Source organism: Erysipelatoclostridium sp. An173, assembly GCF_963931465.1.
In the GTDB taxonomy this organism is placed as follows: domain Bacteria; phylum Bacillota_I; class Bacilli_A; order Erysipelotrichales; family Coprobacillaceae; genus Thomasclavelia; species Thomasclavelia merdavium.
This window is the reverse complement of record NZ_OZ007017.1, coordinates 1,101,171-1,124,033: the sequence shown is the minus strand read 5'-3', so window position 1 is coordinate 1,124,033 and position 22,863 is coordinate 1,101,171. Positions and strand designations below refer to the sequence as shown.

At 29.7% G+C, this 22,863-nt stretch carries 24 protein-coding genes and 1 riboswitch; of the genes, 3 read left to right on the top strand and 21 right to left on the bottom strand.

From position 1 onward, the window contains the following. Position 1 precedes the first annotated feature (1 nt). The 8 genes from asnS to ABGT36_RS05750 form a co-directional block, all read right to left on the bottom strand. Positions 2-1,387 carry an asparagine--tRNA ligase gene (gene asnS, locus ABGT36_RS05785; RefSeq protein WP_087303112.1) on the bottom strand — a complete coding sequence of 462 codons (1,386 nt, stop codon included), beginning with the start codon at positions 1,385-1,387 and terminating at the stop codon, positions 2-4. Between the two features lie 52 nt (positions 1,388-1,439). Beyond that, entirely contained in the window at positions 1,440-2,069 is a 630-nt protein-coding gene (locus ABGT36_RS05780) for a redox-sensing transcriptional repressor Rex (RefSeq protein ID WP_087303110.1), read from the bottom strand. After that, on the bottom strand, positions 2,062-3,096 hold the full coding sequence (tsaD, locus tag ABGT36_RS05775; RefSeq protein WP_087303108.1) for a tRNA (adenosine(37)-N6)-threonylcarbamoyltransferase complex transferase subunit TsaD: 1,035 nt from the start codon (positions 3,094-3,096) through the stop codon (positions 2,062-2,064). Before tsaD ends, ABGT36_RS05780 begins: the two co-directional genes overlap by 8 nt. Continuing rightward, positions 3,087-3,542 carry a ribosomal protein S18-alanine N-acetyltransferase gene (gene rimI / locus ABGT36_RS05770; protein ID WP_087372002.1) on the bottom strand — a complete coding sequence of 152 codons (456 nt, stop codon included), beginning with the start codon at positions 3,540-3,542 and terminating at the stop codon, positions 3,087-3,089. Before rimI ends, tsaD begins: the two co-directional genes overlap by 10 nt. After that, positions 3,536-4,138: a tRNA (adenosine(37)-N6)-threonylcarbamoyltransferase complex dimerization subunit type 1 TsaB gene (gene tsaB, locus ABGT36_RS05765; RefSeq protein WP_087371999.1), complete on the bottom strand. Its 603-nt coding sequence runs from the start codon at positions 4,136-4,138 to the stop codon at positions 3,536-3,538. The genes rimI and tsaB overlap by 7 nt, the downstream gene beginning before the upstream one ends. After that, positions 4,135-4,584, bottom strand: a complete 450-nt coding sequence (gene tsaE, locus ABGT36_RS05760) for a tRNA (adenosine(37)-N6)-threonylcarbamoyltransferase complex ATPase subunit type 1 TsaE (protein ID WP_087303102.1) — start codon at positions 4,582-4,584, stop codon at positions 4,135-4,137. The genes tsaB and tsaE overlap by 4 nt, the downstream gene beginning before the upstream one ends. A gap of 9 nt (positions 4,585-4,593) precedes the next feature. Continuing rightward, positions 4,594-5,127 (bottom strand): DUF402 domain-containing protein, encoded by a 534-nt coding sequence (locus ABGT36_RS05755; RefSeq protein WP_087303101.1) that lies wholly within the window; start codon positions 5,125-5,127, stop codon positions 4,594-4,596. A gap of 91 nt (positions 5,128-5,218) precedes the next feature. Then, positions 5,219-5,746: an ECF transporter S component gene (locus tag ABGT36_RS05750; RefSeq protein WP_300630013.1), complete on the bottom strand. Its 528-nt coding sequence runs from the start codon at positions 5,744-5,746 to the stop codon at positions 5,219-5,221. Between the two features lie 71 nt (positions 5,747-5,817). Continuing rightward, a riboswitch (TPP riboswitch) is annotated at positions 5,818-5,918 on the bottom strand. Between the two features lie 166 nt (positions 5,919-6,084). Here ABGT36_RS05750 and ABGT36_RS05745 point away from each other — a divergent pair. Next, complete coding sequence (locus tag ABGT36_RS05745; protein ID WP_087371994.1) at positions 6,085-7,275, top strand: acetate/propionate family kinase; 1,191 nt, start codon at positions 6,085-6,087, stop codon at positions 7,273-7,275. A gap of 139 nt (positions 7,276-7,414) precedes the next feature. Here the strand turns inward: ABGT36_RS05745 and ABGT36_RS05740 are convergent, their stop codons facing one another. Next, positions 7,415-7,933, bottom strand: a complete 519-nt coding sequence (locus ABGT36_RS05740; RefSeq protein ID WP_087302839.1) for a hypothetical protein — start codon at positions 7,931-7,933, stop codon at positions 7,415-7,417. Positions 7,934-8,343: 410 nt separating this feature from the next. Here ABGT36_RS05740 and glmS point away from each other — a divergent pair, with 410 nt between their 5' ends. Continuing rightward, positions 8,344-10,161: a glutamine--fructose-6-phosphate transaminase (isomerizing) gene (gene glmS, locus ABGT36_RS05735; RefSeq protein ID WP_087302837.1), complete on the top strand. Its 1,818-nt coding sequence runs from the start codon at positions 8,344-8,346 to the stop codon at positions 10,159-10,161. 36 nt (positions 10,162-10,197) lie between these two features. Here glmS and ABGT36_RS05730 read toward each other — a convergent pair whose 3' ends face one another. After that, positions 10,198-11,115 carry a sugar phosphate nucleotidyltransferase gene (locus ABGT36_RS05730; protein WP_346677173.1) on the bottom strand — a complete coding sequence of 306 codons (918 nt, stop codon included), beginning with the start codon at positions 11,113-11,115 and terminating at the stop codon, positions 10,198-10,200. 166 nt (positions 11,116-11,281) lie between these two features. On the opposite strand from ABGT36_RS05730, the gene ABGT36_RS05725 reads away from it, so the two are divergent. Continuing rightward, complete coding sequence (locus ABGT36_RS05725; protein WP_346677172.1) at positions 11,282-12,613, top strand: O-antigen ligase family protein; 1,332 nt, start codon at positions 11,282-11,284, stop codon at positions 12,611-12,613. A 33-nt stretch (positions 12,614-12,646) separates the two neighbouring features. Here ABGT36_RS05725 and rpsO read toward each other — a convergent pair whose 3' ends face one another. The 11 genes from rpsO to ABGT36_RS05670 all read right to left on the bottom strand — a co-directional run bounded on the left by rpsO (position 12,647) and on the right by ABGT36_RS05670 (position 22,835). Next, on the bottom strand, positions 12,647-12,913 hold the full coding sequence (rpsO, locus tag ABGT36_RS05720) for a 30S ribosomal protein S15 (protein WP_087302832.1): 267 nt from the start codon (positions 12,911-12,913) through the stop codon (positions 12,647-12,649). A gap of 118 nt (positions 12,914-13,031) precedes the next feature. Continuing rightward, positions 13,032-13,787 carry a peroxide stress protein YaaA gene (gene yaaA, locus ABGT36_RS05715; RefSeq protein WP_346677170.1) on the bottom strand — a complete coding sequence of 252 codons (756 nt, stop codon included), beginning with the start codon at positions 13,785-13,787 and terminating at the stop codon, positions 13,032-13,034. Between the two features lie 8 nt (positions 13,788-13,795). Continuing rightward, entirely contained in the window at positions 13,796-14,647 is an 852-nt protein-coding gene (locus ABGT36_RS05710) for a Cof-type HAD-IIB family hydrolase (RefSeq protein ID WP_087302828.1), read from the bottom strand. Between the two features lie 87 nt (positions 14,648-14,734). After that, on the bottom strand, positions 14,735-15,490 hold the full coding sequence (locus ABGT36_RS05705; RefSeq protein WP_296882497.1) for an alpha/beta hydrolase: 756 nt from the start codon (positions 15,488-15,490) through the stop codon (positions 14,735-14,737). Positions 15,491-15,499: 9 nt separating this feature from the next. Next, positions 15,500-16,648: an aldo/keto reductase gene (locus ABGT36_RS05700; RefSeq protein WP_346677168.1), complete on the bottom strand. Its 1,149-nt coding sequence runs from the start codon at positions 16,646-16,648 to the stop codon at positions 15,500-15,502. A 76-nt stretch (positions 16,649-16,724) separates the two neighbouring features. After that, positions 16,725-17,198 carry a DUF1648 domain-containing protein gene (locus tag ABGT36_RS05695; protein ID WP_346677167.1) on the bottom strand — a complete coding sequence of 158 codons (474 nt, stop codon included), beginning with the start codon at positions 17,196-17,198 and terminating at the stop codon, positions 16,725-16,727. Between the two features lie 11 nt (positions 17,199-17,209). Beyond that, positions 17,210-18,010, bottom strand: a complete 801-nt coding sequence (locus tag ABGT36_RS05690) for a Cof-type HAD-IIB family hydrolase (protein ID WP_239404245.1) — start codon at positions 18,008-18,010, stop codon at positions 17,210-17,212. Further along, complete coding sequence (locus ABGT36_RS05685) at positions 17,992-19,131, bottom strand: glycerate kinase (protein WP_346677164.1); 1,140 nt, start codon at positions 19,129-19,131, stop codon at positions 17,992-17,994. Before ABGT36_RS05685 ends, ABGT36_RS05690 begins: the two co-directional genes overlap by 19 nt. A gap of 83 nt (positions 19,132-19,214) precedes the next feature. Then, positions 19,215-20,405 (bottom strand): MFS transporter, encoded by a 1,191-nt coding sequence (locus ABGT36_RS05680; protein ID WP_346677163.1) that lies wholly within the window; start codon positions 20,403-20,405, stop codon positions 19,215-19,217. A 682-nt stretch (positions 20,406-21,087) separates the two neighbouring features. Next, the gene (locus tag ABGT36_RS05675; protein ID WP_296881906.1) at positions 21,088-21,954 is read right to left on the bottom strand and encodes a hypothetical protein; all 867 of its coding nucleotides are present in this window, start codon (positions 21,952-21,954) and stop codon (positions 21,088-21,090) included. 65 nt (positions 21,955-22,019) lie between these two features. Continuing rightward, positions 22,020-22,835: an endonuclease/exonuclease/phosphatase family protein gene (locus ABGT36_RS05670; RefSeq protein WP_346677161.1), complete on the bottom strand. Its 816-nt coding sequence runs from the start codon at positions 22,833-22,835 to the stop codon at positions 22,020-22,022. Between the last annotated feature and the right edge of the window lie 28 nt (positions 22,836-22,863).

Sequence of the window (22,863 nt, the reverse complement as noted above, 5' to 3'; positions counted from 1 at the left end):
TCTAAAATTTCAAATTTCTTGGCGTTCTAGGGAATGGTTCGACATCACGAATGTTTTGCATTCCTGTTAAATACATTAAGAAGCGATCGAACCCAAGTCCAAATCCAGCATGTTTACATCCACCATAACGACGTAAATCCATATACCATTGTAAACCTTCTTTATTCATACCTTTTTCATCCATGATTTTTTCTAATACATCATAGCGTTCTTCACGTTGGCTACCACCTACTAATTCACCAATTCCAGGTACTAATAAATCACATGCAGCTACTGTTTTATTATCATCATTTAAACGCATATAGAAAGCTTTAATTTCTTTAGGATAATCTGTTAAAAATACTGGTCCTTTAACAACTTGTTCGCAAATATAGCGTTCATGTTCACTATTTAAATCCATACCCCAATAAACTTTATTTTTAAATTTAACATCAGCTTTTTCTAGAATTTCGATTGCTTGAGTATATGTCATTCGTTTGAAATCACTATTTCTTACTTTAGTAATACGATTAATACAATCTTTATCAATCATATTAGCAAAAAATTCCATTTCAGCTGGTGCATTATCTAATACATAATCGATACAGTATTTTACCATATCTTCGATTAAATCCATATTGTCTTCTAAATCCGCAAAAGCTATTTCTGGTTCAATCATCCAGAATTCACTTGCATGACGTGATGTATTAGAGTTTTCTGCTCTAAATGCTGGTCCAAATGTGTAAACATCTCTAAAAGCTAAAGCAAATGCTTCAACATGTAATTGACCAGTAACTGTTAAGAAAGCTTCTTTACCAAAGAAATCATCTTCAAAATTAGTATCATCAATAGTTGTTGCTCTAAACATTTCTCCAGCACCTTCACCATCATTACTTGTAATTATTGGTGTATGAACATAAACAAATCCTTGTGATTGGAAAAATTCATGAATAGCCATTGATAAAACACTACGTAATCTAAAGATAGCATAAAAACTATTAGCACGTGGTCTTAAATGTGGAATTTCTCTCATATATTCAAATGTATGACGTTTCTTTTGTAAAGGATAATCATTATCACATGTTCCTTCTACTTCCACTTGAGTAGCTTCTACTTCAAAAGGTTGTTTTCCTTCTGGTGTTAATTTTAATTTACCAACTACTCTAATTGCACTTCCTGTTGCAATTTTTTCAACTTCTTCATAATTATCAACACGATCTTGAGTATATACGATTTGTAAGTTTTTAAAATACGTACCATCGTTTAAAGCAATAAAACCAAGTTTACCATTGTTACGATTTGTACGAACCCATCCTTCAAGTTCAACATATTCATAGCCTTCTAAATCCATAACTTGATTGCTTAAAAACATCTCATACAATTCTCTTATTGTAATAAATTCAAACATATTAATCCTCCTATTTGTATCATTATAATTTAATTTATTGATTTATCAAGTACTACTTGCGATGAGAGTCCATTTTAATTACTAATTCCTGGATTGCTACAACTACATCAACCTGCTGTACCTCAACTCCCTGATCAACTGTAAAATGCGTATGAGTAAAATCAACAATTCCTTTGATTCCTAATTTCATTAATCGATCAACAGTTGATTGAACATTTTCCGAAATAGCTAAGATTGCAATTTTACAACCTTCTGGAAAAGTCTTTTCTAAATCATCGATATTATATATTTTAACGCCAAAGCGTTCTCCCTCTTTATTTTTATCTTGATCATAACCACAAACAATTTTTCCTACCGTATATTGCCAGCGATTATATTTTAAAATAGCACTTCCTAAATTACCAACGCCAATAATAATAATAGATTCATCTAAACCTAAACCTAACACTTCACTTAATCCATCAATAAGATGTTTAACATCATAACCTTTGCCCCGTTGACCAAAATTACAAGTTTTAGATAAATAAGTAAAATCTCTACGAATAGTAGTATCTTGAATTCCAGTCAAACTTGATAGCTCGCTAGATAAACAGTTTTCTTTGCCTTCGTGTTGCATCTTTCTTAGCGCTTTTAAATAAATTGGATATCGTGACATCGTTGCATTTGAAATCTTTTTATCCATTATGCTTTACCTCACTAACTGACTCTTGCTGCAAGTCAATATTAGGTTTAATTCCTAGTGATAAATCACTAAATATTTGTAAATCATACATTTCTTTAGCGGCTAATGCAATCATCATAGCATTGTCAGTACAACAGCTCATCGGTGGTAATAACAACTCAACATTATCCAATTTACTTACTGCTTCATTCATAGCATTACGAAGCCCGCGATTAGCACTAACACCACCAGCCATCATGACTTGTTTTACATTATAAGCTTTAGCTGCTTTTATTGTTTTATTAACTAGTGATGTAATTACTACATTTTGAAAAGATGCTGCTAAATCATTTTTATTTATTTCTTCATGGCGTAAATAAGCTTTATGATTCAAATTAATAACAGCTGATTTTAACCCACTAAAACTAAAATTATAACTATCATCATCTAATGGTACTGGTAAATCATACGTATTATTTCCTAAAGAAGCCATTTTATCCAAAACTGGTCCACCTGGATATGGTAAATTTAAAACGCGTCCTACTTTATCATAAGCTTCTCCAACGGCATCATCTAAAGTTTCCCCAATTACTTCAAATTCAAATGGTGCTTTTAATAATACTAGTTCACTATGACCACCACTAACTACTAAACATAAACTTGGATATTCGATATCCTGGTTATAATTATTAGCATAAATATGTCCGGCAATATGATGAACACCAATTAAAGGTTTATGATAAGCCATTGCAATAGTCTTAGCTGCTTGAAGACCAATATGCAATGAACCAACTAATCCTGGTCCTTTAGTTACTGCAATAGCATCAATTTCTTCAATAGAAACGTTAGCTTTTTTTAATGTCTCTTTTAAAACAAGTGATACACATTCAACATGTTTACGACTGGCAATTTCTGGAACAACCCCACCATAAAGAGCATGGACATCAATTTGTGAGGCAATTACACTCGCTAAAAAATCACGTTTGTCTTTAAGTACGGCCATTGCCATTTCATCACAACTAGACTCTATTGCTAGAATTAATGACATGATTTCTCCTCCATTTCTTTAATCATTAAATAGGCATCTTCATGAGTATCTTGATAATAATCTTTTCTAACAGCTACGATTTTAAAACCACAACTCTGGTATAAATTAATTGCTCGCTGATTTGATACTCGTACCTCTAAATTAATATTATCATACCCTAAATAACTACTGATTTCGATACATTTATTCATTAACACCTTAGAATATCCATGTCCTTGATGTTTTTTAGCAACACCTAATGTAGTTATTTGAGTTTGATCTCCTAAATTCCACATTCCAATATAACCAACAATTTCTTTTTCTATTTCTAAAACTAAAATTGTTGAAAATGCATTTTTTGTAATTTCATAAACAAGATCCTCTTTACTCCAGGGTGAAGTAAATAGTTCATGTTCCATGGCAACTACTGCATCGATATCTTCTAATTCCATTTTTCGAATTAACATATTTTTTTAGCCTCAACATCCTTTAAATATTGGGGAACTAAATTATCAACATCCTGACAATAATCAACACTTAAACTAGCTTGATAAATGTTTTGACACAAATCCACCTCATGTTCAGGACATTCTACAAGCTGACAATCACCCACTACTTCATAATCAGGATACTGCTTCTTTAAAGCTGGAAAATCTTCAATTAACATTATTTGATCATCTATTACAGCATGATTATCATTATATACCCCGACAAAAATTTTTTTACTTCGAGCATCAATAACACTAATTGCCTTATGATTTCCGGCATAACTATGCAATGAAGAAACAGCTTTAATTTTAACTTTAGAAATAGCTGCTAATGTTTTAGCAATTGTTAAAGCAACCCTTTGACCTGTATATGATCCTGGTCCAATTGTAATAACTAATTCATCGACATCCAATAATTCCCATTGTTGTTTTTTTAATATTTCTTCCAAACGAACCAAAGCATCTTCAGACTGGCGTCTATTTCCTGCTTCTTGATATTTTTGCAATGCTTTACCATCTTGATAAAGTCCAATTACTAAATATGTATTTGATGTATCCATCACTACTGTTTTCATCCCAACGCCTCCAATAACTGTACATACTCTTTACCAATTGCTTTTAAAACGAATTTACGTGCGTTTTCATCAATTTTATTAATTTGAATTTCTAGCCGTTTTTCAGGTAATATATCACTAATAAATTCAGGCCATTCAACTACACAAACATCATCACTATCAAAAATTTCTTCAAAACCTAAATCATTATCCTGCCCTTCTAAACGATAAGCATCAAAATGTGATAACTGTAGTCTTCCTCGATATTGTTTTAGAATTGTAAAAGTTGGACTGTTAATAACTCTTTTTATTTGTAATCCCTGACCAATCCCTTTAGTAAAAGTAGTCTTACCAGCACCTAAATCACCATCTAAAGTAATTAACATTCCTGGCTGTAATAATTCGCCTAATTTTTTTCCTAATGATAATGTAGCTTCTAGATTTTCAACAAATATTGTTTTTTCCATTTTATTCTCCTATCCTTGCGTCAAATCTTCATAGACATGGTACCAATGCTTAGTGAAATCTTCACTAAATGGCCCTTCTTTTTTAATCGCTAAATCGATTAATATTTGCAATTGTTTTTTTAATATTTGATCTAATTCTTTAGAATAATTCATTGCTCTTGCATGTTGTTTATATTCTTCCTCATCTAAAATACGATAATTACCATCAGGAAAAACTTTTAAATCCAAATCATAATCAATATATTTCAAAGCCTCACCATCATATAGAGTTGGAGAAGCAATATTACAATAATAATAAACACCTGTTTTACGAATCATACAAATTACATTATACCATTTTTTCTTAGGAAAATAACAGATAGCCGGTTCTCTTGTATGCCACATCCGGCCATCTGCTTCAGTTACTAAAGTACGGTTGTTTATGGAAATAAAATGATCATCATTTTCATCCAAAATAAATCCTTTTGACCAACAGCGATGAATCGTTCCATTATGCTTATAACAATGAATTAATACTTTCTTTCCTATCAGAGAATCTGACATCATTTTCTACCTCGCTTTTATAACATTAACATTATACACAAAATATCTTACTTTTTAAAGTCAAAAGAAAAAGGTATCAGATTTCTGATACCTAAATACGAATAACTCGCTTTAATCTTGGATATAAAATCATAAATAATATAAAGCAAGCAACCATTGTTGCAATATTATATGGTAAATTATAACTTAAATTAGCAGGTAATGGTGTTGCAAAAGCATACCAGCCAGCAATTAAATGACTGATTGTTTTTAAAACCATTACAATTATTATTCCAATAGGAATCTCTACCTTGTTTACTTTGACTAATGGAATAATTCCTACCACTCCCACAATTGCCATTGGTAATAAATAATCAAAGATTACTGATAAAGCTCCATAAAATGTTGCTAATCCCAAAACAAAATGTAATCCCACACAAACTAGTGATACCACTAATCCATAAATAGGTCCCATTAAATAACTACATAACATCAATGCAACAAGTGAAAATGCAACATTTCCTCCTCGAGGCATTTGTGGTGTAAATTGTGTTAGATACTCTAACACGATTTGTAGCGCCGCAAAAATTGCCATATACGCCATTGTTTTGGTGTTAATTTCAAATTTACTTTTTTTCATGTTTGTTCCCCTTTCTTTACAAAAGAGCCAACAAAATTAAAAAATGCTTTTTTACAAGCGTAAAAAAGCAAATAGTTAAAATTTTGCTCTCTCTACGCTGGCATTACCCAGTTCAGATGATAAGGGACAAGGTTTTCACCTTTCTCAGCATAACGCGCCCCTGGCTCGTATACTATTATAGTTTATTTAATCGAAATAGCAAGAAAAATAATAATTGAAGTATTATTTCCTTTTTACATTTTAATACTTTAATAAAAAGAAAATTAATAAACTCTTGCTTTTATCTAGAAATTTGAGAAAATGATGATATAATGACGATAGACTAAGGAGGCTTAAAAATGGCAAAAATTATATCTGTAAATGCAGGTAGTTCATCTTTAAAGTTTCAATTATTTGAAATGGATGATGAATCTGTAATTACATCAGGAGTAATTGAAAGAATCGGATTAGAAGATTCAATATTTACTATCAAATACCAAGGAGAAAAAAGTGTTACTACACAAAATATCAAAGATCATAAAGTTGCAGTTCAACTATTATTAGATACTTTGGTTGAAAAAGGAATTGTAAAAGACTTAAATGAAATTAAAGGTGTTGGACACCGCGTTGTTCAAGGGGGAGCATATTTTGATTCTTCAGTAGTTATTGATGAAGATGTTGTAAATAAAATTGATGAATTAAAATCATTAGCACCTTTACACAACCCAGCTCACTTAACAGGATACTATGCTTTTAAAGAAGCAATTCCTAATGCTGGAGCGGTAGCTGTATTTGATACTGCATTCCATCAAACACTAGAACCAAGATGTTATATTTATCCAATTCCATATAAATATTATACTGATTATAAAGTACGTAAATATGGTGCTCATGGAACTAGCCACTTCTACGTATCACAACGTGCTATTGACTTGTTAGGTAATCCTGAACATTCAAAGATCATCGTTGCTCATTTAGGAGCTGGTGGTTCTTTATCTGCTGTTAAAGATGGAAAATCTATCAATACATCAATGGGATTTACACCACTTGCAGGAATTATGATGGGAACTCGTAGCGGTGACGTTGATCCTTCTGTAATTGATTATTTAATTGAAGAAGTAGGAATGGATATGCATGAAGTTATTAACATGCTTAATAAAGAATCTGGTTTATTAGGTATTTCAGGTGTATCTAGTGACTTTAGAGATGTTCAAAATGCCGCAATGGAAGGTAACGAACGTGCTCAATTAGCAATCGATATCTTCTATCGTCGTGTTATCGCTTATATTGGCCGTTATTTCATCGCTTTAGGTGGTGTTGATGCAATCTGCTTCACTGCTGGAATTGGGGAAAATTCATACTTTGCTCGTAGCGGTATTTGCGATTTATTAAAAGAAGCTTTAGGAGTTGAAATTGACGAAGACGCTAACGTAAACGGTACTGGAGAACGTTTAATTAGTACTCCTAATTCAAAAGTTAAAGTTTTCGTTATCCCAACTAATGAAGAATTAGTTATCGCTCGTGATACAAAACGTCTATTAAACTTATAAACAAACATGTAGCCAAAAGCTACATGTTTATTTTTTATAAATAACTATAATACCTTCTAATATTTCTTGTTATAAATACTTTAAAGTGCCATGTTGTTTTTTTACTTATTTTAATTTATTACCCATTAACAGGCCTTTTTTATTTTAATAAATGCTCTTTAACATATTTAATAATTTTATCATGACTTGTCAAAACATCACAAAATGGTTTTCTTAAATCCAACCGCTGCATATCAACACATCTAATTTCACTTAATTGTAAACGACTTTGTGTTTTCTTGCCACCCATTACAACATCAATGTCCATCTCAAATTCAGGATTAACTTGACTTCCCTTAATTGATGTACATGGAATTATCAGCATTTTATAACCTAAATCCTTTAAAACATAACACCAATGGCCATCCATTAATTCTTTTGGAAAGCCCCTGCCAATATTAAAATACGCTAATTGATGTACCATTGGCCGACTTGCAAGATGATAATATGTATTATCAATATCCCGTCCCCCTTCTTTAACTAAATGACAATAAAAGTATTCTAGCTGATTAGTTAAATGTTTTAATGAACAACTATACTTTTCAACATCATAGATTCCAGTTTCTTCTAGATTTTCTAAAGATTTACTAATTTCTAATAGATTTTCTTGAACACTCATATTTCTTCCTCCTATTAAACATATACTTTACAAAAACTAAAATCACTTTTATTTTTTACGAATTTTTTTTATTTATTCAAATAACTAAAAATTATTTTTATAAATATAAAAAATTTGATATTATTCTTTAGTCACACTTTTATCTTATTTTCATATAATAAATATAGGTTGCTTTTTATTTTTTAATTTTATATAATAGCAACAAGTTATTAAGGAGATCAAATAACAAATAGCGCCAGGACTAAGTTATCTTAGTTGACGAGGACTAGACTTATCGAAAGATTCGGCGGATGGTCTAGAGGTATGATACTACCTAAACAATGAACAAAAATAATGAGCGATCGTTAAACAAATTCATTCGGTATCCTCCATTAATAACTAATAAAATTAAATATTTTGGAGGAAATTTTATGTGTGGAATTACAGCATTCTCAGGTAAAGAAGAAGCTTTACCATTTTTATTACAAGGACTCTCTAAGTTAGAATATCGTGGTTACGATTCAGCTGGAGTTACCCTTGTTGATAAAGACAAACTTTTCACTATTAAAACGAAAGGAAGACTACAAAATCTTGTCGATCGTCTTGACCAAGATACACCTGTAGGGCATGTTGGAATTGGTCATACACGTTGGGCAACTCATGGTATCCCATCTAACCTTAACTCACATCCCCATACTAACAACGATAATACTATTTCGTTAGTACACAATGGGATCATTGAAAATTATCGTGAGTTAAAAGAAGAATTATTAGCCAAAGGTTATCATTTTCATAGCGAAACTGATAGCGAAGTTGTTGTTCATCTTTTAGATTCATATTATCAAGGTGACTTACTTGAAGCATTAAAGAAAGTTATCAAACGAATCGAAGGAAGCTATGCTCTTTGTATTGTTTCAACATTGGAACCTGATGTTGTTTACGTTACCAAAAAAGATAGTCCAATTGTTTTAGGCGTCAATAGTGATGCCAGTTTTGCAGCTAGCGACATTCCTGCATTATTAGACTACACTAAAGATGTTTATTTCATTAAAGATTATGAAATCGCCAAACTTTGCAAAAGTAAAATTATTTTCTATGATGCAAATGGAAATGAAATTCAAAAAGAAACAACGCATATTCCTTATGATAACGAAGCAGCTCAAAAAGGCGGATATGACACTTTTATGTTAAAAGAAATTCATGAACAACCTCATGTAATTAAAGAAACATTACGTGGCAGAGTAGAAAATGAAGATCAAATCGTCTTACCAGAATTAGATGAAATTAAAGATCGTTTTTCAACTTTCAACAAAACTTACTTTGTTGCTTGTGGAACTGCCTATCATGCCTGTCTTTCAGGAGCTAATATTTTAGAACGTTTAACTGGTATACCAACTTTTTCACAGGCAGCTTCTGAATTTAGATATGGTGAACCAATTATAGATGAAAAAACTTTATGTATTTTTGTTTCTCAGTCTGGTGAAACTGCCGATACTTTAGCAGCATTAAGACTAGCTAAAGAAAAAGGCTGTACAACTATTGCTATTGCAAACGTATTAGGTTCAACAATTTCTCGTGAAGCCGATGCAACTATTTATACTTGTGCCGGTCCAGAAATCGCTGTTGCTAGTACTAAAGCATATACTACTCAAGTGATTGTTTTAATATTATTAGCAATGTATATTGCTCAGACTTTGGGAAAAGAAAATGAAATTTATAAAGATATTATCAAAGGTATCGCTAGATTACCGGAACAATTAGAAGAAATCTTAAAAGATGAACCGTTATTTGAAAAATATGCCGGTTATTTAAAAGAACTTCACGATGCTTATTTCATTGGACGAAATTTAGATTATGCAACAGTTCTTGAAGGAGCATTAAAATTAAAAGAGGTTTCTTATATTCACGCTGATGCTTATATTGCTGGTGAATTAAAACATGGCCCAATTGCTTTAATTGAAAATGGTAGTGTTGTAATTGCTGTTGCAACGCAACCACAAATTGCAGCAAAAACAATAAGTAATATTCAAGAAACAATTGCTAGAGGAGCAAAAGTAATCTTATTTACTATTAAAGGTCAAGAAGTAGGAAACGTTGATGAAACTTATTATATGCCAGATGTAAATCCAATTTTACAAGCTGTTTTAGTAGCGATTCCGTTACAATTAATTGCTTATTATGCCGCTAAATTAAAAGGCTGTGACGTTGATAAACCTCGAAATTTAGCCAAATCAGTAACAGTAGAATAATAAAAGTCCCTGCTTAATATTAAGCAGGGCTATTTTTTAAAATAATTTTTGTGGATAAACTCCATCTCTAATTAATTCTTGAATATTATTAACAACACTTTCTTTATCTTCTTTATAAGTAACCCCAAACCAATTGTCATGTGATTGAAGAACTTTAACTTCTACTACACCATCATCAAGTAATGAACCAATTATTGTTGGTAATAAATATTCTTGTTTTAAATCATCTTTATCTAAATTAGCTAAAAACGTATTAAATTCTCTTTCTAATATTTCGAAAATTTCTGGTGTTAAAGCCCACATATTCATTGATACTGGAACTTCTAAATCAATTTCTGTTACTGAATCATTATCTTTTACAACAGCACATCCATTACCTTTTTCGATATTATGAGTTTCTTTGATATCTTCTAAATAACCATTAGCATCTATTTTACAAATACCTCGAGTTACACCACCATTGTCACTTAAAGTATTTTTTAAAACAAAGCTAACCATTGCTAACTGCAATTTTTCTTGATCAACACTTTGATTTGTTAAATATTGATAAGCTACTTGATAAGCTTCCTTACCATAATAATCATCAGCATTGATTACTAAAAAAGGTTCTTTAACAACATCTTTACAACATAAAATTGCCTGACCAGTTCCCCATGGTTTAGTTCTTTGCTTAAATGTTTCTTGATATTGACTAGGAATTTGATCTAATTCTTGAAAAACATATTCAACATCGATTACCTGTTTAATTCTTGAACCGATAACCTTATCAAACTCTGCTTCTAAATCCTTTCTAATTACAAAAACAACTTTGTTGAAACCAGCTTCTTTAGCATCATAAATTGAATAATCCATGATAATTTCTCCATTTGGTCCAACAGGAGCTAATTGTTTAATTCCGCCCCCAAAACGGCTTCCAATACCTGCCGCCATAATAACTAATGTAACGTCTTTCATAATCCTTCCACCTTTAATATTCTGCTAAATAATATGATAACTTAAAGTTGATTTAATTTCCAGTATATTAAAAAAATTTTAAGCAATAATAATTTTAATGCATAAATACGATTAAAAGATAGTATTTATAAGGTTATTTTGCTAGAATATGGCTTAGGAGGCTTACATGAAAGACTTATTATTATCACAAAAAAATTACAAAATCGCATTCGTTGTTTTTATCTTTACAAATACTTTAGCACTAGGATATTTTAATATTACAATCAATCCATTAAGCTATTTATTTTTATTTTGGGGTATTGCAATTATTTGTTACAATTTTATAAAAAAAGAAATTGATTTTCATGATCATAAATTTGTACTAATTCTAATCTATGGATTTTTACTACTATTTGCCACAGTAATAAATCAATATAGTAATCAAAAATCATTTATATTAGCTTTAATGCAATTAATTATTTTTACTTTAATTTATAACAACCCCAGAAACTTTACCATTAACGACATAAAAAACGAATTAAAAATAATTGTTCCTTTAGTTAATATTTTAACAGCACTAGCAAGCGGTATTTCAATATTAATGTATTTATACGATTTTTCTAGCAGTCGCTATGGCTGGCCAATTGGAATGGTCAATGATCGTCTTTTTGGTATTTATTTTAATTGTAATCCAGCTGCTTTTTTAGCTGCAATTACTATTTTATTAGCTTTGATAGCTATTAAAAATAAAAATAAATATTCTCGTTTATATATGATCAATATTATCATTGAAGTAATTTATATCATTTTAACTAAATGTCGTAGTGCAATGATCATCATCGCTATTATCATTACGGCTTTATGCTACGCTTATTTTATAAAAAATAAAAACTTTTCTAAAATAAAACGATATGGCTTATCAATTATAATTTGCATTGGAATTTTTTTAGGAACTATCGTAACAACTAATATAACTTCATCTATTGTTAATAAACAGCAAGAAAATAGTAGATTTCAAATTGAAGAAGTGTTTACATCAATAGATTTATTGTTAAAAGGTGACGTACAGCCAGCTTTAAAACTTATCGATCAAGTAAGTAGTGGTAGAATCGAGTTATTAAAAACTTCTTATCAAGTATGGCAAACTAGTCCGATTATTGGTATTGGAGCCGGAAATTTTCAAACAATTGGTACACATGAAACAAGTGGTACAGTAGTTAAACAAATTCAAGTAGTTCATAGTCATAATATATTTGTAGAGACATTAGTTACTACTGGTATTATCGGAGCAACCATATTTTTAATTTTTTTATTTAAAACTATTAAATCGCTTTTGAAATTATTTTCTAATAAAAGTTTTAATACTTATTTGATGATCTTATTATTTACTTTAATTGTTGTAAGTGAATTTATCGGTAGTTTGTTTGATTATGGTGTTTTTTATACTTACAGTTTATCTGCTACTTTATTCTGGTTATTTTTAGGATATTTGAATCAAATAGAAAAAGATGATGGCTAGCCATCATCTTTATTATTAATATAAACTTATAGCTTATTTTCTTAATCCTAAGCTATCGCATAAAGCTGAATATCTTTCGATATCTTTATTTTTTAAATATTTTAATAAATCTCTTCTACGACCAACTTTTTTCAATAATCCACGATTTGAATGTTTATCTTTTGGATGTTGTTTAAAGTGACCATTTAATTTGTTAATGTCTGCAGTTAATACAGCGATTTGTACTTCTGGAGAACCTGTATCTCCTTCTTTACGAGCGTATTTTTGCATAACGGCTGTTTTTTCTTCTTTTGTTAACATTTTTTATCCTCCTATTTTTTAACTTAGCTAACTCCAAGCTATACGTCGAGTCCTCGTATATCCTAGGGATAGCCGCAATTAGTATTTTATCAAATATCTTATCATTGTCAAGATAAAATCAAAACTTTTCACTCTTTCTAACAAATACAAATGCCTCACTAGAAGATAAATCTTCTTGATATTGATAATTTAAATCATTAAATAATTTTACACCCTCATACGTTGTGATTCGATTTTTAACTATGTATCTAGTCATCGCACCACGAGCCATTTTTACATATACCCCGATTTCTTTTAACTGACCATCTATTTCTTCTTTGAAATAACATTTAACGTATTTTACTGGTTTAGATAAATATTTTTTGATAACTCGAGCATACTGATTAGCTCCTAAATCAAGAATTTCATGATCATCTTTTATTAATTCTTGGTAAATTTTATCACCCCACACCTGGTATAAACTTGAATAACCAGCCATTTTAAATGCATTATTCATTTCCAGGCGATAACTAACAACACCATCTAGTGGTCTTAAAATACCATAAAAACCGGATAAAATAACTAAATGCTGTTGTAAAAAAGCAAAGTCATCATAACTCATAACATGACTAGCCATATAATCATATTGGATTCCTTGATAAGCTAAAATAGCACAAGTAAGGTTATTTCGAAGATCCATTGACTGATAATTATCATATGCTTCTTTAGCAATTCTATCACTACAGCCAAGCATTTTTTTAATCTCCGATATTGTTAAAGTTTTTAAATGATTTAATATTTTCTCTGTTGTTTCAAGATAAACCGGTAAGCTTTCAACTTCTAAAAAAGAAGCATCATTTGTCATTTTTTTAGCTGGTGTAATTACTATTTTCATATAAATCTTTAAACCATTGTATAGATTGCTTGAGCTACGCCATTATTTTCACAGCTCTTTACTACCTGATAAGCCATTTCTTTAATTGTAGAATCTGCATTTTCAGGTGCAAATGAATATTTAAAACGTTCAAACATTGTAATATCATTTAGTCCATCACCTAAAACCATAACTTCATCTTTAGAAATATTCATCTTAGCAACAACCTGTTCTAAAATAAGCCCTTTTTGCGCTTTTTTATCAGTCACTTCGACATTGTCATCAAAAGAAGATAAATAAGCGATTCCTGAAAGAGCAGCCAATTTTTCTTTAGCTTTAGAAATTAAGGCTGTATTAGTATTAAATGCTTCTACTTTAATAATATCAATGTCTTGTTTTAAAAACTCATCAACATCCTTGATTTCTTTTAAATGCATACAAGGCATATCTTGTTGTACCCCATTAAAATATTCTTCTTTTTTCCGATTAAAACGCTGAATACAACGATCAATAAAAGCATCACGAACTATTTCTGGTTTTTTAGTTGTATAAAAACCAGCCGTTGTAAAAATCATATAATAAGTATTTAAATCATCAAAAATCTTTAAAACCTCTTTAAATCTTTCTTTAGGAAAATAACAGCTAGACAAGATTTTTCCTGTTTCATCACAAAACTGAGCTCCATTTCCTAAAATACATGAACAATGTAAACCATAACGATCCATGATTCCTTTTATACCAAAATAATCTCGTCCAGTGGCAATTGTAAAATTTACCCCTTTACTTTGAGCATATTTAATAGCTTCTAAATTTTCTTTACTAATTGAAGCATCTGTTAATAAAAGTGTTCCATCCATATCCGATACAATCATTTTTATCATAATCAAAACCTCGCTTATTTTAATTTACTATCATTGTATCGTAATTTCTAAATAACGACTAATTTTTTCCCATTTAGAAATAACAGCCTATTTCCATAAAAAATCAAAATATACTGGATTTTCTTTCTCCCATGAAGCTTCATTATGACGTCCGTTTTTTACTACATTAATATAACTATAACCATGCAATTTTACTATTTCATCGTTAAACCAGCTAATATTTTTTAACATCCAGTTAAATCCTGATTTTCCCCGAACTTCCCGGGTTCCAAAACTAAAATATACTCGAGTATCACTACTAATATCAGCTTGTCTAAATTCATTTTGTAGTTGTTCTTGGCAAATTGAAATAGCTGGTGATATACATGCTGCTTTAGAAAAATATTGATTATATTTGATAACTGTATATAAAGCCATCAAACCGCCCATAGAACTACCAGCTACACCAGTACACTCTCTAAAAGGAATTGTTCGATATTTATTATCTATCATTGGTTTGAATTCATTCACTACCCAATCCATCAATTGTTTTCCTTGACCTCTAACCGGCCCAAAAAAACTATTTTCTAAATCATAAGGACAATATTCACTTAAACGCTGATTCCCTTCATGATTACATTCAATACCAACAATAATCATTTTTTTATCGTAACTATCCATAAAATCCTTTAATCCCCATGATTTACCATAAGTAGCATCTTGATCATTAAACAAATTATGACCATCAAACATATACATAACCGGATAACTTTCTTGATGATTATAATAATCATCTGGTAAATAAACATGAATCATTCGTTTTAAAGAAAATGGTGTAATTAATACTTCAAATTTTTCTATCATTTTACCCTCCTAATAGCCAAATATTTTTACTGCTTCTTGCATCTTTTTTATTATTTCTACTTCAAATGGACAATTCTTTTCACAAAGACCACAAGCAATACATTCACTAGCATGATGTTTTAAAGCCTTATAGTGTTCCCTAACAGTCTCTGGTACTTCATTTTGTGCTTTACATAAATCAGTATATTTATTTACCTCAGCTACATTAATTCCTTTTACACATGGTGCACAATGACCGCAATAAACACAGTTTCCTTTAAAAGAATGTTTAGGGACGTTAGCTAAAACCTCTGCAAAGTCTTTATCTTTTGTATCAGCACTTTCATAGGCAAGATTAGTCATCAATTCTTCACAATTATGACAGCCAGCCATAACTGAAACTACACCAGGACGAGTTAAACAATAATGAATACATTGTAATGGTGTCAAAGCTACTTTAAACGGTGATAGTTTTTCATCTAATAAATCTCCGCCACCAAAAGCTTTCATTACGGTAATTGCCACTCCTTCTTTTTGGCATAATTCGTATAAATTCTGACGTACTGGATCAATATTGAATAATGGCTGTTTATATTTTTCATCATCCCATAAATCATTAACATTTTCAGATGGTGGCAACAAATCATAACAAGGATTAATAGAAAATAAAATAACATCTACCAATCCTGTTTTTACTGCTTCAATAGCTATTAATGGGTTATGAGAACTAATTCCAATATGTCTAATAACTCCCTTTTCTTTTAATTCTAAAGCGTATTTAATAATAGGACCATTAAATACTGTTTCAAAATCTTTTTGCTGATCAATATAGTGTATCATACCAATATCGATATAATCAGTTTGAAAACGTTGTAACATATCTTCAAAACCAGCTTTTACTTCATCAATTTTACGTGTTCTTAAATATTGATCATTTTTCCAATAAGAACATAAATGTCCTTCAATGATCCATTTATCACGATTATTAGCAATCGCTTTTCCAAACTTAGTTCGCATATCCGGATTAGGAGAATAAAAATCAATAAAATTTATTCCTTGCTCCATTGCCTGATCAACAAATTCTTTAACTTCCTGATCACTTTTTTTAGCTAATCCTTCACACCCTAAAGCAATCTCACTAACCATGATATTAGTTCTTCCTAATTTTCGATATAGCATATCATTCACCTCATTTTTATTGTAATAGATAAAGTACAGTTTAAGTCAATAATAATTTAAAAAGGGCATCAGCCCTCTATTTTGCTTTAAATATTTTATAAAAATATAAAATCATTGTAATAACAATAACCCCTAGAATTAACAAATTAATACTAAAATTACCTATCTGTAAAGATGAAAAAACACTCATAATCATAAATAATGAAACAACCTGTAATTTTATAGTTATTAACATATTATATAATAATTGATATATTCTTTGCTTATTTTTTTCAGTTATTGTTATTCCAGTATTCAAATATTGTGGTTTACGTTCAATTACAGATAAACCAAAATATAAAATTATACCAGCTATATAAGCAATCCATATCTCCCATTTATTACCATAACGATCAACTTCGCCATTAAAATTATAGTGCATTGGAATTTTATCAGGTAACAAAAGATATTGTATCATTAAAAAAACAAATGTTACAGTTAAAATTATGATACATAGATAATTGACTATTTTACAATATTTAGTTTTTTTGATTTTATAATTTTCATCCATAAAGATACCTTTTATAGTAAATTAAAATGCTTTAATGCCTTAACAACTCCATCTAAATCAACTTCATCAGTAACATAATCAGCTGCTTTTTTAACTTCTTCATTACCATTACCCATTGCCACAGCTAAATTCACATGATTCAACATTGGAATATCATTACCACCATCACCAAAAGCCATTGTTTCACTCAACTGTAAATGATAGTATTCTAAAAACTTATCAATACCATTTTGTTTTGTACCGCCTTTAGGTGAAATATCACAAAACATTGGATGCCAGCGTGCAGAGATACAATTTGGCATTAATTTCAATAACTCTTTTTCTTCTGCTTCATCAACAAAACATTGACATTGATATATCTTTCTAGTACAAACCTGGCTACAATCTTTAGCTGGCTGGCCGTCATTTTGCGTAATCCGATGAATTTCATCAACCCGCCAATCACGATAATTATAATACTTGTCGTGTTCTTCAGTAAATCCACAAGGAACCTGATGATTGTCTAAATAATTAACTAGGTTTTGTAAATCATGAGGATCAATGGTATTTTGATAAATAATTCGGTCTTTATCATAACAATACTGACCATTTAAGGTAATATAACCATCAAATTCAATCTCATCTAATACTTTCAAGCCATCTTTTCCACGACCGGTTGCAATAAAAATTTTAATTCCTTTTTTCTTTAATTGTTTTAATGCTTCGATTGTTGAATCAGGAACTTGATGAGTTTTAAAACTCACTAAAGTTCCATCAATATCAAAAAATATTGCTTTAATCATTTTATTTACTCCTACTGTTTTATTTTCCATAATCTAAATACCTGCTCAACGGTATCCGTTAAATTATTTTTAGCATTCTCTTTAGCCATTGCCTCTTGTAAAGTTGTAATATTACGAATAATAGGAAAATACGCATCTATTCCTTCTTGATTACAAAGCTTAGCTTCTTTAGTTACACTACCAGCAAAAGCGATTACTGGCTTATTATATAATTTAGCCATTTTAGCTACTCCAACAGGTGCTTTTCCCATTGCGCTTTGTCGATCCAAACACCCCTCTCCTGTAACAACAACATCAACGTCTTTAAGATCAGATTTTAAATCAATTGTTTCTAAAATAATATCAATACCTGACTCTAGGGTGGCCTTAACAAAGGTTAAAAAAGCAAATCCTAACCCACCAGCTGCTCCAGTACCAGGAACTAAAGCATCACTATGAGGATATTTTTTCTTAGCAAGGTTCGCAAAGTTATATAACCATTGATCCATATCTTTTATCATTTGGCTAGTAGCACCTTTTTGAGGGCCAAAAACCACACTGCAGCCGTTTTCACCACATAATACATTGGTTACATCACAAGCGATTTTAAATTGACACTTCTTTAATTCAGGTAAAACATTTTTATCATCTATCTTTACTAAATCCTTTAACCCGCGAGCTCCTAAAGGAACTTGATTACCATCTTTATCAAGCAAATCAAACCCTAAAGCCTGTAACATCCCAATACCGCCATCGTTTGTAGCACTGCCACCTATTCCAATAATAAAATTATTACAGCCTTTAGATATTGCATCTTTGATCATTTCTCCTAAACCATATGTCGTTGTATAAAGAGGATTACGCTGCTTTAAAGATAATAGAGTAATCCCAGCAATACTAGCCATTTCCATAATTGCTAATCTTTTTTCTGGAATAATTCCATAACTACTTTCTATTTTATCACCTAATGGCCCAGTTGCAACAACAGTTTCTATTTTACCGTTCATTCCTGATACTAATGCTTCAACAGTTCCCTCACCTCCATCAGCTAGAGGTTTAACAATTATTTTAGCATCCTGATATACTCGTTTAATACCTTGTTTAATAGCATTTCCAGCTTCTAGTGAACTTAAACTTCCTTTTAACGAATCAATAGCCACTACTACTTTCATTTAAATCACCTCCACTATTACTTTTTAAAATAATTATCATTGAGCAATAATCAGGTCGTAAACGACCTGATTAAATACTACCTTTATACTTTTTCAACTGTAAATAATACAATTACTGCTCCTATCAATGATAGAATAACTCCTATCAATAATACTTCACTAACACCTACAGCATCTAATAAGATACCACCAATGATATTAGCAAAAACCCCAGACATTGTCATTGATGTAGTGACAAAAGATTGCCCTTTAACAATATCTTTATTATCAACTTTACAATTTACATAATATACTGATGCTGGAATAAATAAAGCATAAGCACCCATTTGTAAAACTTGAGCAATATAAATCATAACCATATTAGTAGCTAGGTATGTAATAGCATGTTTAGCTAAAAATAACACTATTGATGCTTTAATTAATGTCCCACAATTCACTTTTTGACTAAGCTTAGTAAAATATGCCATAGTTGGTAATTCAAGCATCGCTGCTAAAAATACCGCATTTCCCATATCACTACTATTACCACCAACATTAGTTATAATTTGAATAAAGAAATTATTAATAATTGTATGAGCAAAATAAACTAATACAAAACCTAATAAGAAAACAATAAATTTTTTGTACTTGCTAGCAAATTTTAATAAACTAACATTTTCTTGTACTTCTGCTTCTGTTTCACTTTCTTCATCAGCATCAACAATCTGTGCATTTTTTGGTAAAACAAATAAATGAACAACTATAAATAATAGTGCATTAAATACGACATAACAAATTGGTAAAAGATCAGGACTAAACCATTCAACAATATACCCTAATGCCATTGATGTTAAAGCATAAGCTACAGACCCTAATCCTCTTGCAATACCAAAATTAATTTGAATACCATATTTTTCAAAAATAAATGCTAAAGTATTGATTAATGGCATTATCGTTGTTTCTAAAGAAAAAATTGCCACAATTAAAATAAAAATTAAAGTTTGATTTGTGGGAATTACTAATAGGGCAACTGATAAAATAATCGCAATTGCAACTATCGTATTAATAATTTTACGGATTTCAATATTTTTATGATTATCGGCAAATGAAGCTAATGCCGGTTGCATGAAAACCGCTAAAATACTACATAATGATAAAATAATACCAATTGTAGAATTGGAAAATCCCTTATACAACAAATAAACTGATGCATAGCCCATCATGGCTGCAAAAGCACCAAAATAAAAAATTTGGCTAGCCATGTACTTAATGTTTAAACTTTTTCTACTATCCATAATACCTACCTCTTATAACCGCTTACATAATATTAATATAACATAATTAATGTTAATTAAAAAGTTTTTTCAAAATTTGATTCATATTTTATAAGCAATAGTTTGATCATATCATTTGACAAAAATAACTATCAACGATAATATAATAATATAGTTAGATTAGACTAACTATGTAAAACATCAATAATTATATAACAATATATATCAATACAATTATCAAGAAAGGTAGGAATAATTATGATTACAACATTAATTTTATTAACAATGATTTTAGTAGCGATTTTCACTATTAAATCGCATCTTAAAAGAAGACTAATCAAGCAAAGTCATCAGTAAAATAGTTTAAATATTATATCTATTCCCTTTAATAAAAATTATATATTGTTGTACTTAAAATAATAAATATCAAAATCTATATGATAAAAGCATCACTTCAATGAAATGATGCTTTTATACTTTATTTTGTATAATATAAATATAAAAAGGAAAACTTTTACTAGAGGTGATTATATGCAATACGAAAATCTTCATCAGCTTATAAACCATAGTAATCGTTCTCGTCAATATTTCTTATCGCTTCCAGTATCTATGCAGCTAAAACTCCATCAATACAATGAAAACATTCATAATTTATCTCAGCTTCATTTTTTTGTAGAAAACATTGACAAGTTATAAAAATTTATTATTTAGGATTAGGACCTAAGTAGATTAATTTTAACTTTATTCCTGTATCCAATCTAATTCTTGAATTTTGATCTAATTGAAGATTGCGATAACAATCACTTAAATCATCACTAGCATCAAAATATATTTTTTGACTTTTATTATTACTAAAACATTCTAAATAACCACTGCCATCAACTACATAAAGATCATACCAGCCCATTAAATAATTAAGTCCTTCAAAATACATTCCAGCTTTTAAAATTATTTCTCTTGGTGATTTTACTATATTTCTTTTTACTTCTGCCGGTCTTGTTTCTTTAAATTTATTTAATTCTATTTGTGGTTCTTTAGTATTTTGTAACAATGATTCCATTAGTTTATTTAAATATAATTCATCTTCTCTACGAGAATCATTTTCTTTTTCATCTTCTACTTTTTCTATATCACTAAATTGTTTGCAATACTGTAAAATACTATTAGAACATTCTTTTACTTTATTTTGGCAATTAACTAATTCATCATCATCGTTTGAAAAAATACCTGCTAAATATCTTTTTTCATTTAAAAACCGATCTCTAATTAACAAATAGACTGCATCTAATTCAATTTTTATTTCTTCATTATTTTGCAAAATTGACATCAAATAACTCATTTCATCTTTGTTAGCTAGACTAAAAGCTTCATCATTTAAAAAATTATAATTTCCGCCAACTTCATAAACACCAGAATCATAATATTCTACTGTACAAATAACATCTTTGATATCCTGATAATTATATATATCTTCATTTATAATAATTTTATCATTATTATAAGCAACGTTTAATTCTTTATAACCAATCTGTTTTAGTAAATTGTTTATATGATTATTTTTCGTCTCCATAACTTCGCTCCTTTTCAATATATTATAATTCTACTCTTGTAATTTTAACATTATGTTAACTAAAATTATTTAATTAAAAATTCCACATATAATAAACTATGATCAGAAAAAGATGAAGTTTTTACATCACGTTCGACTAATTCAAAATTATCAGAATAATAGATATTATCTGGCGAACCGTAGCTACCATATGTCATTAACGTTTCATCACTATTTACATTATCTAATATATCAGTATCCCATCGTTCATTATAACCATAAAAATAATTAAAATCACCAGCTAAAATCACATGACCATCTAATTCAATATTATTTTCAATAAAATCCAACTGAGTATCATGGTAACTATCATACGCTACATGGGTATTGTAAATATTTAACAGTGTTTGACCATACTCGATTACTGTTTTAGTTAAGACCCGTGGTTCTCTAAATAAACTATTAGCCATTAATTGTGATGATACATTAGTAATTGGATATTTACTTAATATCCCAATTCCATAATAACCGTTAAGAATCCACATTGTTGAATAAAAATGATAATATGGATAACCGGCTTCCTTTGCCATCGATGCAACCATATCAAAGTTACCAGAACGAATTGCATTTTGATCAACTTCTTGTAAGCAAATGATATCTAACTGTAAGTCTTTGATATCATTTACGAAACTTTCTAAATCTTCTTTTCCATAGTTTAATGAGTGAACATTATAAGTCCCTATTCTTAAACGATTAGTTGCATTAACATCCACACTATCTTTAGTGACACTACAATTATATTCACTAGCATAAACACTATAATAAAAACGACCAGCAACGACAACAATCAATATTACAACTACTAAAAACATTGAAATCACCATCTTTAAAAATCTTTTCATAGCCCATACCTCCAATTATTTTTTTTAG

What these genes read in the sequence shown, in the direction of transcription:
- ABGT36_RS05680 (WP_346677163.1), bottom strand. Translation starts at nt 20,405, where the DNA reads ATGGATAGTAGAAAAAGTTTAAACATTAAGTACATGGCTAGCCAAATT.
- ABGT36_RS05725 (WP_346677172.1), top strand. Translation starts at nt 11,282, where the DNA reads ATGAAAGACTTATTATTATCACAAAAAAATTACAAAATCGCATTCGTT.
- ABGT36_RS05675 (WP_296881906.1), bottom strand. Translation starts at nt 21,954, where the DNA reads ATGGAGACGAAAAATAATCATATAAACAATTTACTAAAACAGATTGGT.
- ABGT36_RS05705 (WP_296882497.1), bottom strand. Translation starts at nt 15,490, where the DNA reads ATGATAGAAAAATTTGAAGTATTAATTACACCATTTTCTTTAAAACGA.
- ABGT36_RS05685 (WP_346677164.1), bottom strand. Translation starts at nt 19,131, where the DNA reads ATGAAAGTAGTAGTGGCTATTGATTCGTTAAAAGGAAGTTTAAGTTCA.
- ABGT36_RS05690 (WP_239404245.1), bottom strand. Translation starts at nt 18,010, where the DNA reads ATGGAAAATAAAACAGTAGGAGTAAATAAAATGATTAAAGCAATATTT.
- ABGT36_RS05700 (WP_346677168.1), bottom strand. Translation starts at nt 16,648, where the DNA reads ATGCTATATCGAAAATTAGGAAGAACTAATATCATGGTTAGTGAGATT.
- tsaB (WP_087371999.1), bottom strand. Translation starts at nt 4,138, where the DNA reads ATGAAAACAGTAGTGATGGATACATCAAATACATATTTAGTAATTGGA.
- ABGT36_RS05670 (WP_346677161.1), bottom strand. Translation starts at nt 22,835, where the DNA reads ATGAAAAGATTTTTAAAGATGGTGATTTCAATGTTTTTAGTAGTTGTA.
- ABGT36_RS05695 (WP_346677167.1), bottom strand. Translation starts at nt 17,198, where the DNA reads ATGGATGAAAATTATAAAATCAAAAAAACTAAATATTGTAAAATAGTC.
- yaaA (WP_346677170.1), bottom strand. Translation starts at nt 13,787, where the DNA reads ATGAAAATAGTAATTACACCAGCTAAAAAAATGACAAATGATGCTTCT.
- rimI (WP_087372002.1), bottom strand. Translation starts at nt 3,542, where the DNA reads ATGTTAATTCGAAAAATGGAATTAGAAGATATCGATGCAGTAGTTGCC.
- ABGT36_RS05745 (WP_087371994.1), top strand. Translation starts at nt 6,085, where the DNA reads ATGGCAAAAATTATATCTGTAAATGCAGGTAGTTCATCTTTAAAGTTT.
- glmS (WP_087302837.1), top strand. Translation starts at nt 8,344, where the DNA reads ATGTGTGGAATTACAGCATTCTCAGGTAAAGAAGAAGCTTTACCATTT.
- rpsO (WP_087302832.1), bottom strand. Translation starts at nt 12,913, where the DNA reads ATGTTAACAAAAGAAGAAAAAACAGCCGTTATGCAAAAATACGCTCGT.
- ABGT36_RS05710 (WP_087302828.1), bottom strand. Translation starts at nt 14,647, where the DNA reads ATGATAAAAATGATTGTATCGGATATGGATGGAACACTTTTATTAACA.
- ABGT36_RS05755 (WP_087303101.1), bottom strand. Translation starts at nt 5,127, where the DNA reads ATGTCAGATTCTCTGATAGGAAAGAAAGTATTAATTCATTGTTATAAG.
- tsaD (WP_087303108.1), bottom strand. Translation starts at nt 3,096, where the DNA reads ATGTCATTAATTCTAGCAATAGAGTCTAGTTGTGATGAAATGGCAATG.
- ABGT36_RS05750 (WP_300630013.1), bottom strand. Translation starts at nt 5,746, where the DNA reads ATGAAAAAAAGTAAATTTGAAATTAACACCAAAACAATGGCGTATATG.
- ABGT36_RS05780 (WP_087303110.1), bottom strand. Translation starts at nt 2,069, where the DNA reads ATGGATAAAAAGATTTCAAATGCAACGATGTCACGATATCCAATTTAT.
- ABGT36_RS05730 (WP_346677173.1), bottom strand. Translation starts at nt 11,115, where the DNA reads ATGAAAGACGTTACATTAGTTATTATGGCGGCAGGTATTGGAAGCCGT.
- asnS (WP_087303112.1), bottom strand. Translation starts at nt 1,387, where the DNA reads ATGTTTGAATTTATTACAATAAGAGAATTGTATGAGATGTTTTTAAGC.
- ABGT36_RS05740 (WP_087302839.1), bottom strand. Translation starts at nt 7,933, where the DNA reads ATGAGTGTTCAAGAAAATCTATTAGAAATTAGTAAATCTTTAGAAAAT.
- tsaE (WP_087303102.1), bottom strand. Translation starts at nt 4,584, where the DNA reads ATGGAAAAAACAATATTTGTTGAAAATCTAGAAGCTACATTATCATTA.